7 protein-coding genes are annotated in these 13,263 nt (G+C 70.9%); all 7 read right to left on the reverse strand.

Annotated elements, in window-relative coordinates; genetic code table 11:
• Positions 1–73: 73 nt before the first annotated feature.
• The 7 genes from OG689_RS36620 to OG689_RS36650 all read right to left on the reverse strand — a co-directional run bounded on the left by OG689_RS36620 (position 74) and on the right by OG689_RS36650 (position 13,106).
• Complete coding sequence (locus tag OG689_RS36620) at positions 74–1,111, reverse strand: ABC transporter permease (protein ID WP_266325634.1); 1,038 nt, start codon at positions 1,109–1,111, stop codon at positions 74–76.
• Positions 1,108–2,682 (reverse strand): sugar ABC transporter ATP-binding protein, encoded by a 1,575-nt coding sequence (locus OG689_RS36625; protein ID WP_266325636.1) that lies wholly within the window; start codon positions 2,680–2,682, stop codon positions 1,108–1,110. Before OG689_RS36625 ends, OG689_RS36620 begins: the two co-directional genes overlap by 4 nt.
• A 147-nt stretch (positions 2,683–2,829) precedes the next feature.
• Positions 2,830–3,876, reverse strand: coding sequence for a substrate-binding domain-containing protein (locus OG689_RS36630; protein ID WP_266325638.1), 1,047 nt, complete (start codon positions 3,874–3,876; stop codon positions 2,830–2,832).
• 588 nt (positions 3,877–4,464) lie between these two features.
• Positions 4,465–7,497 (reverse strand): TIM-barrel domain-containing protein, encoded by a 3,033-nt coding sequence (locus OG689_RS36635; protein ID WP_266325640.1) that lies wholly within the window; start codon positions 7,495–7,497, stop codon positions 4,465–4,467.
• Positions 7,498–7,651: 154 nt separating this feature from the next.
• Positions 7,652–9,127 (reverse strand): RICIN domain-containing protein, encoded by a 1,476-nt coding sequence (locus OG689_RS36640; RefSeq protein WP_266325642.1) that lies wholly within the window; start codon positions 9,125–9,127, stop codon positions 7,652–7,654.
• A 131-nt stretch (positions 9,128–9,258) separates the two neighbouring features.
• Positions 9,259–10,806, reverse strand: a complete 1,548-nt coding sequence (locus OG689_RS36645; protein ID WP_266325644.1) for a glycoside hydrolase family 76 protein — start codon at positions 10,804–10,806, stop codon at positions 9,259–9,261.
• A 185-nt stretch (positions 10,807–10,991) separates the two neighbouring features.
• Complete coding sequence (locus OG689_RS36650) at positions 10,992–13,106, reverse strand: glycoside hydrolase family 2 TIM barrel-domain containing protein (protein ID WP_266325646.1); 2,115 nt, start codon at positions 13,104–13,106, stop codon at positions 10,992–10,994.
• Positions 13,107–13,263: the final 157 nt, after the last annotated feature.

The raw sequence follows: 13,263 nt of genomic DNA on the forward strand, positions 1-13,263 counted from the left end.
CCTGGACGTGGCAGCCCGCCACCGGGCGGGGCCGGGGGCGGGCTGTCACGGCCGGGCGTGAGGTGGTCCGGGGTCAGGCGGGGAGGCCGATGCGGCGTTCGCCGTTGCGGCGCTGCTGGATGACGACGGCGACGACGAGGAGGGCGCCCTGGGCGACGTTCTGCCAGAAGGCGTTGATGCCCTGGACGGTGAGGCCGTTCTCGAGGCAGCCGAGGAGGGCGACGGCGAGGAGGGTGCCGCCGATGCCGCCCTTGCCGCCCTTGAGGGCTGCGCCGCCCAGCGCCGCTGCGGTGATGGCCTTGAGTTCGAGGCCTTCGCTGCCGGAGGTGGGCTGGCCGGAGCCGGTGCGGGCGGTGAGGAGGATGCCGGCTACGGCGGCGACGACGCCGATGAGGGCGTAGACGGCGACGAGGTACTTGTTGATGTTGATGCCGGCGAGGCGGGCTGCGGTGTCGTTGCCGCCGATGGCGTAGACGTTGCGGCCGATGTCGGTGTACTTGAGGAGCAGGTGGACGGCGAGGGCGACCACGATGAGGATCCACACCATGACCGGGAGGCCGGCGATCTTGCCGCGGCCGAGGAAGACGAAGACGTCGTTGTTGAGGACGTAGCCCTGGGCCCGGCCGTCGGAGATGAGCTGGGCGAGGCCCTTGTAGGCGGCGAGGCCGGCGAGGGTGGCGATGGTGGGGTTGACGCGGCCGTAGACGATGATCACGCCGTTGAGGATGCCGACGAGCAGGCCCACCCCGACGGCGGCGGCGATGCCGGCGAGGGCGTTGGAGCCGGCGGAGGTGAAGGCCATGGCGGAGACGACGGAGGCGACGCCGGCCTGGGAGCCCACGGAGATGTCGAGGCCGCCGCAGATGATGACGGCGGTCTGGACGACGGCGAGCAGGCCGGTGATGGTGGCGGCCTCGGCGATGACCTGCATGTTGGAGACGCTGAGGTAGTTGTCGTTCAGCACGCCGAACAGGCCCAGGACCAGCACCAGGGCACCGATCAGGCTGAGGTTCTGACCGCCCAGGGATGTCAGGATGCGCGGCCTGGTGACGGTCTTGGCCCGGCGCTGTCCGCCGGCCTCGGCGCCGGACGGGGTGGTGGTCGTGGTCACGGGTTGGCTCCAGGGGTGGTGGCGGCGAGGTCGTCGGCCATGGCGAGGGCGAGGATGGCCTCCTCGGAGGCCTCGGCGCGGCCCAGTTCGCCGGTGATCCGGCCGTTCTGCATCACGACGACGCGGTCGGCCAGGCCGAGGACCTCGGGCAGTTCGGAGGAGATCACCAGCAGGGCGACGCCCTCCTTGGCGAGGTCGGCGATGATCTGGTAGATCTCCGCCTTGGCGCCGACGTCGATGCCGCGGGTCGGCTCGTCGAGGATCAGCACCTTGGGCTTGCGGGCCAGCCAGCGGGCGAGGACGACCTTCTGCTGGTTGCCGCCGGAGAGCTTGCGGACCTCGTGCTCGATGGAGGGGGTGCGCACCCGCAGCCGGTCGGTGTACTCCTGCGCGAGGGCGCGCTCGGCGCCGCGGCGCACGAACCGCAGCCGGCGCAGCCGCTCCAGGACGACCAGGGAGGTGTTGTCGCGGATGGTGCGGTGCAGCAGCAGGGCCTGGGCCTTGCGCTCCTCGGGGGCCAGGCCCAGACCGGCGCGGATGACCTCGCCCGGGCGTCCGGAGCGCAGTTTCACGCCGTCCAGGGTGACGGTGCCGTGGTGGATCGGCAGGTCGCCGGCCAGTGCGAGGGCGAGTTCGGAGCGTCCGGCGCCGATCAGGCCGGCCAGGCCGACGACCTCGCCGGCGCGGATCTGCAGGTCGATGCCGTGGACGGCGTCGGTGGTGACGCCTCGGACGTCGAGGACGACGCGGTCGGTGGCGACGTCCTGGCGGACGAACATCGCGGAGAGGTCGCGGCCGACCATCAGGCGCACCAGGGCGCCCTCGGTGGTGGCGTGGGCGTCCTGGACGCCGGCCAGGGCGCCGTCGCGCAGCACCGCGATGCGGTCGGCGAGCTGGAAGATCTCCTTCATCCGGTGGGAGACGTAGATGATGGCGATGCCCTGGTCGCGCAGCCGGCGGATGAGGGAGAAGAGGGCGTCGACCTCGTGCTCGGAGAGTGAGGAGGTGGGTTCGTCGAAGGCGATCACCCGGGCCGCCTCGCCGGTGACGGCCCGCATGATCTCCACCAGCTGGCGCTGGGCGGGGGTCAGCTCGGAGCCGAGCAGGTCCGGGTCGAGGACGCCGGCGAAGCCCAGGCGCTCCAGGTCGGCGGTGACGCGGCGGCGCAGTTCGGCGCGGTCCAGGCGGCGGCCGGCCTTGCGGGGCAGCGCGCCCGCGTAGACGTTCTCGGCGACCGAGACGTGCGGGATGATCTCGGGTTCCTGCGGGATGATCCGGATCCCGGCGGCCCGGGCCTCGGCCGGGGAGGCGAGGGCGAGGCGGGCGCCGTCCAGGGCGACGTGGCCCTCGGTCGGCTGGTGGTCACCGGTGAGGATCTTCAGCAGGGTCGACTTGCCGGCGCCGTTCTCGCCCATCAGGGCGGTGACCTGCCCGGCCGGGAACTCCAGGGACACGCCACGCAGGGCCTGCACCGCCCCGAAACTCTTGGTGACGTTCTGCACGGCGGCGCTGCCGGAGGGCCCGCTGCCGGGCGGCCGGGACGGGGGGTTCGTGTCGTGGGCTCTGCTCACGGTGATTACCTTCGAGTGGTGCGGGAGGGCCTGGGACTCGTCGCGGGGCCGGTGACCTGGGCACTGTGGCGCCGCCCCGGACCCGCCTGAGCGGGTCCGGGGCGGCGCCGGTCGGCCGGCCCACCAGGGGCACTTGCCTGACCGGGGTCAGCTGCAGGTGACTCCGGCGCTCTTCCAGGTGGTGGCGTCGACCATGGTGGTGGGCGCGAAGGCCTCGGCCGGGAAGTCCTTGCTGTTCTTGAGCTTGTCGTACATGGTCTGGACGGCCAGCGCGCCGACGTCCTTGCCGTTGATGAACAGCGCGGCCTTCATGCCCGAGGGCTTGTCACCGCTCCAGTTCTTGCACGCCAGGTAGGCACCGAGGCCGACACCGATCACGTTGTCCGCCGAGACGCCCGCGTTCTGCAGGGCCGTCACACCGCCCTGGACGTTCTCGTCGTTGCAGCCCCACACCACCCAGTGCTTCACACCCTGGTTGGCGGTCACCGTCGCGGCGATCTTGTCCTGCGCACCGGTCGGCGTGTTGTCCGTCGCCACGTCGATGTTCTGCACACCCGGGACGGCCCCGTTGAAGGCGTCCTTCGCGGCCTTCACGCGGTCCCCGCAGACCGTCACGTCCTGCTTCCAGGCCGAGACGATCCGGGTGTCGGCGGCCGACCAGCCGGCCTTCTTGTACTCCTCGGCCGCGCGCTTGCCGACCTCGCCGCCCATCTGGGCACCGCTGAAGCCGATCCGCGGCACCAGGCTCTCCTTCGCACAGGAGGACGGGTCCGGGCCGGTCGCACAGATCTGGTCGTCGGAGGTCAGCAGCGCGACCTTGGCGTCCTTGGCGGTCTGCACGACCTGCGGGCCGACGGCCGGGTCCGGCACCACGATGATCACGCCGTTGGACTTCTGCGCGACCGCCGACTGCACCTCGCTGATCGTCTTGTTCGCGTCGTTGCCGAGGTTCACGACCTTCAGGTCCACCCCCAGCTCCGCGGCCTTCGCCTTCGCACCGGCCGCCTCGCCGACGAAGTACTCCTGGTCGCCCTGCTTCTGCAGGTAGGTGATCGAGATCTTGCCGGAGACCGGCGCAACCGACGCGTCCGAACCGGACTTCGTCTCCTGACCGGTGGAGCAGGCGGTGGTCAGACCCAGGGCGAGCAGCAGGCCGGTCGCGGCGACGGCACGGCTGGTGATGGTGCGGAACATGGGACAGCTCCTTGAGCGTGCGCCGGTGTCGGCGCTGGGGTGCGGGGGAAGGCAGCGGCAGCGGGAAACATGGCTGACCGCGGTGGGAAGGGCGGGACTTCCGGGGATTTCCGCCGACAGCGGCATCCCGGCCCACCAAAAACTGACACGTTCAAACGCTATGCAACACATAACATCCCTGTCGCGCAGTGGCGTCAAGGGAATGGGAGGACCGATATCGCCTCGTGACCAACTGCCACACGTGTCCGGGGTGTCAGACCCGGCGGACCCGAAACCCGGCAATGACTGGCGTGTTGAACGCCCCGGCGGCTGCCGCGCGCACGGGCGCCGAGGCCGGCCCGCGGGCCCGTCGGGGCATGCCGAACAGCTCGACGGCCCCGAGCACGACGGCCACCGCGAGCCTGCCTGGTGACAGTGACGGTCATGGCCGAAGGCCGCGCCCTTCACACCGAAGGACGGCAGCCTTCGGCCACCCCGTGGGACGTTCCGGGCGCACTGCTCCACCGGCTGTGTCCCGCGCCCCGGGTGACGGGACCCGGGACGCCCGGCCGGGGCGCGGGTGCGCACCGGCGGCCCGCGTGGATCCGGCTACAGCACGGTCAAGCTGTCGAAGTTCGCCCCCGTCGCCTTGGTGAGGGTCGCGCGGACGGTGACGGAGCCTTGCGGGAGGGTTTCGGTGCAGGAGGCCGTCGCCCAGGTGTCCCAGCTGCCCGTGGGCGCCAGGGCGAGGGTGGATCCCTTCGTGCCGTTGACGTCGATGGTCACGGGACGGTCGGTGTCGCCTCCGTTGGCGTAGCGGATGAGGAGTTGCCTCTTCCCGGCCGACGCCACGCTGACCGTCCACGCGATGGTGGCTCCTGCGGACGTGCCGTTGAAGTCGGCGTAGCCGGTGCCGGTGTAGCCGGGGTGGAGGGTGTCGAGGATGAAGGTGCTGTCGAAGCGTGCGCTCTCGGCCTGGTGGACCGTGCCGCCGCCGACGGCGGGGAAGGAGGCACCACTGGGCTCGACGGTGGCGGCGGTGCCGCCGTTCGCGCTCACCGGGATCTCCGCCGTGACGACGGTCAGGACCTTCGTCTGCGCGTCCCACACGCAGCCCGCTCCGCTCCCGTTGACGAGAACCGCGGCCTCGCTGGTGAAGGCGGGCAGGGTGGCGCCCCCGTTGACCCGCATTCCCACCGGCTTGGCCAGACCGTGGAAGCGGACGAGGTAACGGCGGCTGCCGGGCGCGCCCTGGTACGTTCCCCGCGGATGCGCGACGACGACGCGGGTCGCGGTGTCGGTGTAGGTGAGTCGGGTGACGCTCGTGTTCTGGGCGCCCTTCCGGTACGCCTCGGTCACCCCGTCGTCCTCGACGAGATCGAAGGCGCCGTCGGCCCCCGCCCAGACGTCCATTTCGAGCTGGCGCTCGGCGAGGTAGGCGGTGCTCTGCGCGTACGGGTACTTGGGCAGGATCGCCCCCGCCTTGACGAACAGGGGGGTCTCGCCGGTACGGGTGGTGTAGGCGAAGTCGCCGCTGTCGGACCCGGCGTGCTTGATGTCCGCCCAGAAGTTGTACCAGGTGGTTCCGGCCGGCAGCCAGACCTGCTGGACGCCGCCGCCGTCGGAGAGGAGCGGGGCGACGAGGAGCGAGGGACCCCACATGTACTGCAGGTCGTGGGTGTAGGCCTGGGGCCGGTCCTGGTAGTCGATCACCATGGCCCTCGCCATGGGCAGGCCGGTGGCGGCGGCCTGGTGGGCCAGCGTGTAGATGTACGGCATGAGGGTGTACCGCAGCTGTCCGTAGCGCGCGAAGTCCGCCTGCGCCTGCGCGCTCTGGTCGAGCGGCCAGCGCGAGGCCGTCCTGCCCTTCGCCTTGACCGAGGCGGAGGTGTGCGGTCGCCAGATCGGGGCGAGGCTGGACCAGGCGACCGGCCAGTTGCGGTAGAAGGCGTCGGAGGAGGCGTTGCCGTCGCCGAAGCCGCCGCCGTCGATGTTGGCGAAGGGGAAGCCGCCCAGACCGGCCGTCTGCATGCCGCGGATCTGGTTCTGCATCTCGGCGTAGGTCGAGCTGATGTCACCCGTCCAGTAGTGCCCGTAGCGCTGCTGGCCCGCGGTGGCACCGCGGCTCCAGGTCCACGGGCGCTTGGCGGATCCGATGTGGCCGCCGGCGTCGGGATCCCAGCCTTCCTGTCCGACCCCCTTCTGCAGGCTCAGGAAGTAGGAGTTGCGGTTCTCGGCCCAGGTGCGGCCGTCGGCCATCTTCGCCGTGTACAGGATCCCGCCGAGGTCGTCCGTCTCGTCGATCCACAGACCGTCGCACGGGTACTTCAGGCTCGGGTTGAGGGCCTTGTCCCAGAAGACCTTCCACACCCACGTCCGGGTGGCGGGGTTGGTCCAGTCGGGGACGGCGTTGTTCTCCTTCACGTTCGTGAGGTCGGACGCCGCGAGGCTGTAGCCGGGAGGCGGGCCGCCCTTCCACCCCGCCATCTCGTTGGTGTTGTTGCGGTTGTAGTCCAGGGTCACGGTCACGCCGTTGGCGGCGGCCCACGCCGCGTAGCCGGCGGGGTCGGGCCAGCGGTCGGGGCTGAACTCGAACCACGAGCCGGACCAGCCGCCCGAGCCGTTGCGCCAGCGGTTGTCGTTGACCTGGTGGTCGAAGGGGAAGCCGGCCGCGCGGTGATCGGTGATCTTGGTGCGCCACCAGTTCTGGTCGCTCACGTCGGCGAAGCTCTTGTCGGAGAGCTGGAGTCCGAAGATGGACCGCTGGGGCAGCCGCGGTCGGCCGGTGAGCTGGGTGTAGCGGTCGAGGAGCTGCGCGAACCGGGGGCCGTTGATGAGGAAGTAGTCCACCTGGGGCTTCGCGCCCCCGGCGTCGTGCCCGTCGGCGAAGAAGCCGTACCCGTTGCTGCCGCCGAAGCTGAAGGTGGTGTCGAACGTGGTGTTGAAGAACACCGCGTAGCCCTTGTTGGACAGGTAGAACGGCACGATCGCCGGCGCCTGGTCGTTCGGGTTGTCGTTGGCGGCGGCCCCGTCGGCGTAGTTGTGGGAGACCGTGTCGCCGGTGCGGTCGATCTTGGGCGCGCGGCCGAGTATGCCGTGCCCGGCCTTGAGGAAGCGCTCGTCGGCGGGCGGGGCGGCGAACGCCTGGGTGGCGATGGTGGAGTTCGTGCCGCTCCAGGAGACGCCGTGCGCGGCGTCCTCCTTCGCCAGCAGGGCGCCGGTGGACCGGTGGTAGAACTCCAGCCGCAGGGGCTTCTTGTGCAGGACGACGCGCAGCCCGTCCGCTGCGGCGGTGTGCGCCTCGACGGTGTCCGACGTGGTGGTGACGGTCAGGGTGCCGCCCATGGAGGTGTGGTTCGCCGGCACCACCATCTCGTAGCGGGTGTCGGCGAAGAAGGCCTCACCGGCGCGGGTCGCGTGCACCCGTAGGATCTGGTCCCCGTACGCGGTGATCCGCAGTTGCTGGCCGGAGGTGCTGGTGACGGTCACGCTCCGGCTGTCGGTGGTGTGGCCGGCGTAGTCGCCGAGCTTCTCCTGTGCGGCGGTCGCCGCGCGGGCCGGCAGGGTACTGACCGCGCCTACGGCCAGAGCGCCGACGGCCGCCGAGAGCAGGGTCCTGCGCTTGATCCGATCGTGTTCCATGGTGTCTCCCATGCGTGTGGCCGCCGGGGCCGGCCGGTGTTCGTTCACCTGCGGCGCGCCGCGAGCGGGGGCGGGGGATGAGCAGCACGGGGGTGGGCCGTGCGGGGGTTGAGCCGTGCGGGGGTTGAGCAGTGCCGACGGTGCTCGGCTCCGTTCAGGAGACGCGCCAGACCTGGTTCGAGCCGCCGTTGCCGGTCCACTGGTCCAGGGCGGTGCCCGCGGTGGTGGAGTTCTTCGGTACGTCGATGACCAAGCCGCTGTTGAGGTTCTTGAGGATGTAGGAGGTGTTCGACGCCGAGGCGTAGTCGCCGACCGCGTCGAAGGCCCACAGCTGGTCGGCCGCGCCGGAGCACGGCCACTGGACGAGCTTCCCGCCGGCGCTGGTGGAGGCGCCCGACACGTCCAGGCACTTGCCGCTCTTGGCGCTGACGAGGCTGAAGACGTTGCCGTAGGAGCGGCGCAGGTTCCAGGTCTGGTTGGCGCCGCCGGTGGCCGGCCACTGGATGACGGCGGCGCCGTCGCTCGTGGACGCCTTGTCGACGTCGACGACCTGCGAGTCGCCGGCGCTGGTGAGGACGTGGCCGGCCGTGCTGGGCACGGAGGCGTCGGCGGTCCAGGTGCCCGCGGAGACGTCCAGCGACCAGGACGAGAACCATCCGAGGTTCAGCGTCGTTCCCGAGAAGGTGATCGGCAGCCAGACGAGCCGGGAGTCGCCCAGGTTCGAGGGGTTCCAGCGGTCGCCGGCGTAGACGTACGTGGTGCCCGAGGAGCCGCTGACCGGGATGATGTTCGCGGTCTGGGTGTTGTACGTCGAGGTGCCGACGGGTGCGAAGTTGGTGAGTGCCGTCCACGGCCCGCTCAGCGAGGTGGCGCTGGCGTACACGTTGTCGTTGAGGTTCCAGCCGGTCAGGCGGGAGCCGAGGAGGTAGTAGCGGCCGCCGGACTTCATCATCGCCGGGGACTCGTAGTCGGGCAGGAGGGCGACGGTGGAGGCCGCCGAGAGGTAGTCGGCGGACAGCCGGTCGATGCGCAGGCCGTGCTGCGGGTCCCGGGAGAGCAGGTAGGCGGCGCCGTCGGGCTCCTGGTAGAGGCCCAGGTCCTTGCTCTGGAAGCCCAGCGGCCGGGAGCTGCCCCGGTAGGTGTACGGGCCGCAGGGGGTGGCACTGGTGGCCACACCGACCTTGGCCTCGGAGTAGGAGGGGCTGTCGATGTGCAGGTACATCACGTAGGTGCGGGTCGAGGCGTTGTAGATCACCTTGGGCCGCTCCACGATCCGGCCCGGGCCCAGGTCGCCGCTCGGCTGCCGGGACAGCGCGCTGCTGCGGTACGTCCACGTGCGCAGATCGGTCGAGGAGTAGCAGGGGATCGAGCGGAACGAGGTGTCCGAGGAGTTCTCACCGGTCTTGTCCTCGCCGAACGCGTACCAGGTGTCACCCGACTTGACGATCCCCAGGCCGTGCATCTGGAGCGGGTTGCCGTTCTGGTCCTTCCAGGCCGTGCCGGGGGTGAACGTGCTCACGCCCGCGGCGTGGGCGGCGGGCAGCGGCCCGAGGGCGGCCGCGGCGAGCAGCAGCAGTACCGCCACGGTGCGGCGGAGCAGTGCGTTCAGCCCGGGGGCGTCCTTCAGCATGAGTCCTGCCGTTTCCGCGGTCGTCGTCGACCGGTCGAGGTGTGCGATCACGAGCGATGTGCTTCGTTCGGGAGCGGTCGCCGCCGCGGGCCCTGTCCGCGGCGGCGACTACGGGTCAGTGCGGCTGCCGGTCAGTTCGACTGCGGCAGCGTCCACTTCTGGTTGGTCGCGCCGTTGCAGGCCCAGATCTGGAGCTGGGTGCCGTTGGTGGTGCTGGAGTGCGGGTCGTCGAGGCACTTGCCGGTGGCGGGGTTGACCAGGGCGCCGCCCACGGACTGCCACTTCTGGTTGGCGGCGCCGTTGCAGGTCCACAACTCCACCGGGGTGCCGCCCGCGGTGCCGTTGCCGGTGATGTCGAGGCACAGGCCCTTGGCGCGCAGCGTCTGACCGTCGACGGTCCATTGCTGGGCCGGTCCGCCGTTGCAGTCCCAGATCTGGGCCTTGGCCCCGGGGGTGGTGGATTCCTTGTCGTCGTCGAGGCACTTGCCGGCCAGGCCCGACCTCACCGGGCCCGTGGGGTTGGCGGGGGTGCCCGGCAGGGCCGCGACGAGTGCGTCCTCGGCGCTGGCCGTGGTGCTGGAGGAGACGTCCCTGATCGGTCCGGCCCAGGAGACGCCGAATCCGCCGCTGTTGGTGTCGTGGGCCGTGATCGAGCTCGCCTGGGTGTTGAGCCACGAGTCGTAGGCGGTGGTGCGGGCGGCGGTGGCCAGCTGGCGGAGCCCGCGGACGAAGATGCCCTTGAACGAGACGGCGTCCTGGTTGCAGCCCGGCTCGCACGGCTCGGTGAGGATGCCGTTCTTGGAGAGGTGGGAGACCGCGGCGTCGGCGATCTGCCGGGCGGTGGTGAGCAGGCCGGCGTCCCCGGTGGCCTTGGACAGCTCGGCCAGGCCGGCGAGTACGACGCCCTGGTTGTAGGACCAGGTCTGCTGGCCGTTGTTCTTGCAGGAGCTGGTGAGCCCGTCGTTGACCAGGTGCGAGCTGTTGATCATCCCGGTGCCCTTGAACCAGTTCCACTCCTGCTTGGCCCAGTTCAGGTAGGTGGTGTCACCCGGGACGCGGTTGTGCAGGGCGGCCGTCAACTGGAGGAAGAGCTCGTTGGGGATGGCGTTCTTGTATCCCTTGGCCGTGCTCCACCAGACGCCGCCGCCGCACGTCGAATCCCAGTAGCCGTGGATGTACTCGGCGTCGGTCCTGGCCATCTGCAGGTAGGCGGGGTTGCCGGTGAGGTCGTAGGCCTGCACCCAGACCAGTCCCCACCAGCCGGTGTCGTCCAGGTACTCGTTCACGAAGTTCGACGCCTTGTGCTTCTCGAAGGCCCCGGAGATCGCGTACGAGTACTGGGCGTCGCCGGTGTTCTGCTGATAGGTCTCGATCGTGCTCAGCGCCACCGCGGAGTTCCACCAGCCGGTGCCGATCTGCCCGGTGCCGGCGTTGTAGGACTTCATCAGCGCCGCGGCGCCGTTCGCGGCGGGGGTGGCCGCCGACGCGCTGCCGGCCGCGCCGACCACCGTGGACAGGCCGAGGGCGGCGGCGGTCACGGCCGTGCCGAGTACGGCGGGCCGGCGTCGACGCCGCGCTTCGCGACCCTGGGCGCCGGGTTCGGACGGGCTGCCGTCCGCGGTACGGGGCGGGCGCGAGGGGGCCCTTACCGCGGTGCGTTTCGTTGTGTGGAGTCTCATGTCTTGCCTCATTCCGGGTGGGGGCGTGGGGGCCTCTGGGAGGTACGCGAAGTGAGGTGGTGCATTCGACGGGGCGGGGCTCCGGGGAGGGGGAGCCCCGCCGAGTGGGGCGTTCAGGGCGTGGGGGGAGGGCGCGCCGGCGGGGCGGTCCGGGACCCGGCTCCGTCCACGGAGCGGCCGGCCCGTCAGGAACCGGCGAGGGTCCAGATCACGGTGTCGGTGTGGGTGGCACCGGCGATGGAGGCCGTGACGGTGAGGGTGTTGGTCCCCTGGCGGAGCTTCACGCCGGTCCACTTGAAGATTCGGTCCGTGCTGCTCCGGCTGCCGAGCGACGTGCCGTTGAGTACGGCGGTGACCTCGGTGGCGTTGGAGTAGACCTTCACCTCGGTGGAGGCTTCGGTCCGTGCCGTCCAGCGGCGACCGGTGATGTAGAGGGTCGGCTCGGGGGACCAGTTGGCCCGGTACCAGAAGAAGGCGTCCTTGCGGGTCGAACGGTCGCGGGTGACCAGCCCCTTGTCGTTGATCCCGGGCTGCCCGCCCTCGTTGCGTCCGTCGGAGGCGAAGTCGAACATGTTCCACACGAAGCTGCCCCAGACGAAGGGCCTGGCGGCCAGTTGCTTCCAGGAGGCCTCGTGGAGGAGCGCCTGGTACTCCTCGGGGTGGAAACCGCCCGAGTAGCCGGACGGGTTGAGGGCGTGCTGGGTGGTGTTCGCGCCGGCGCCGTACTCGGAGAGGGCGAAGGTGCGCTTCGGCTCGGCGTTGTGCAGGTTGTCGGCCCAGCCGCCCAGGTCGTTGTACGAACCGCCGTACCAGCCGAAGTACTTGTTGTACGCGGTGGTGTCGGCGTGGCCCGCGACCTTGGCGTCGTTGCCGAGGTTGTTGGCGTAGGCGCTGATGCGGTCCGGGTCCTCGCTCCTGACCAGTGCGGCGAGGCTCGCCAGCAGGTTGTTGGTGGCCGTGTCGTCGGAGCGCTGCTCGTTGCCGATGCCCCAGAAGACGATCGACGGGTGGTTGTAGTTCTGCCGGATCAGCTCGCGCAGCTGGCTCTGGGTGCTCGCGGTGAAGGCCGCCGAGTTGGTGACGCCGTTGACCAGCGGTACCTCGGCCCACACCACCAGGCCGGCGGCGTCGGCGAGGTCGTAGTCCTTCTGGTCGTGCTGGTAGTGCGCCATCCGTACGGCGTTGGCACCGACTTCGCGGATGAGGGCGAAGTCCTGTGCGTGGTCGGTGTCGCTCTCGGCCCAGCCGACGCCGGCGCGGTCCTGGTGCAGGTTGACGCCGTGCAGGCCCAGGCGCTTGCCGTTGAGCGAGAACGCGCCGGTGGAGTCGAAGCCGAAGCTGCGCAGGCCCAGCGGCTCGGTGACCACGTCCGTGACCCGCCCCGCGGCGGCGTCCCGGATCTCGACGGTGGCGCTGTACTGGTACGGATCGGCCGGGCCGTCCCACCGGCGGGGGTTGGCGACGGTGAGCGTCTGTGTCACGTCCGCGCCGGCGTTGGCCCCGATCGTCTGCGGGACGCTGCTGCGGTCCGCCACGATCGTGCCACTCGCGTCGGTGATGACGGCGCGCACCACCAGGGAGCGGCTGCTGGTGTTGTTGTTGAAGACGGCCGCCCGCACGTCGACCGTCGCCGAGGCGGCGGTGACGCTCCGCTGGCGGAGGTAGACGCCGGGGCCGGCGTAGTCGAGCATCCGCACCGCGAGCTTGTCGACCGCGTGGAGGCTGACGTTGCGGTAGAGGCCTCCCTGGAAGGTGTAGTCGGCGCTCAGCGGCGCGATGTCGGGGTTGTCGGCGTTGGTCACCTTGACCGCCAGCACGCTCTCCGTGCCCGGCCTGAGGTTCGCGGTGGCGCCGAACCGGAACCGGGAGTAGCCGCCTTGGTGCTGGCCCAGGTGGGTGCCGTCGATCCAGACGTCGGCCACCTGGTTCGCCCCGGCGAACTGCAGGAAGAGCATCCGGCCCGCCAGGCCGTCGGGCACGGTGACGCGCCTGCGGTACCAGCCGACGCCCCGGTAGTAGTTGCCACCGCCGTCCGCCCCGTCCTGGGCGTTCCACGTGTGCGGGACGCTGAGAGCGTTCCACGCGCTGTCGTCGAAGGCGGGTGCCTGAGCCCCGGTGACGTCACCCTTGTGGAAGCGCCACCCGGAGTTGAGGCTGAGTCGGGTACGCGTCGCGGGCGGGGTGTAGGTCTGTGCGGCGGCCGGGGCGGCGGCGGCCGGGCCGCCGCCGAGGGCGAACGTGGCGAGCGCGCCGCCCGCCAGGGTGCCGAGCACCTGCCGGCGGCTGGGGAGTTCGTGCATGGCGTTCCTTCCCGGGGTGAGGGGCTGCGGTCCCGGACGGGATGGGGCCCGAGCCGCGCAAGTCGGCCGGGCGTCATCATCGGTCACGTATGTGGACACTGATCTGTTATGTGAACTCTGCCTGGGGAGGAGGCTAGGCGGGTGCGACTGTCAGGGT

Origin of the sequence: Kitasatospora sp. NBC_00240 (genome assembly GCF_026342405.1) — a bacterium.
Lineage (GTDB): Bacteria > Actinomycetota > Actinomycetes > Streptomycetales > Streptomycetaceae > Kitasatospora.

Coding starts and splice junctions, on each gene's coding strand:
- OG689_RS36650 (WP_266325646.1), bottom strand. CDS start 13,106: ATGCACGAACTCCCCAGCCGCCGGCAGGTGCTCGGCACCCTGGCGGGC.
- OG689_RS36635 (WP_266325640.1), bottom strand. CDS start 7,497: ATGGAACACGATCGGATCAAGCGCAGGACCCTGCTCTCGGCGGCCGTC.
- OG689_RS36630 (WP_266325638.1), bottom strand. CDS start 3,876: ATGTTCCGCACCATCACCAGCCGTGCCGTCGCCGCGACCGGCCTGCTG.
- OG689_RS36640 (WP_266325642.1), bottom strand. CDS start 9,127: ATGCTGAAGGACGCCCCCGGGCTGAACGCACTGCTCCGCCGCACCGTG.
- OG689_RS36645 (WP_266325644.1), bottom strand. CDS start 10,806: ATGAGACTCCACACAACGAAACGCACCGCGGTAAGGGCCCCCTCGCGC.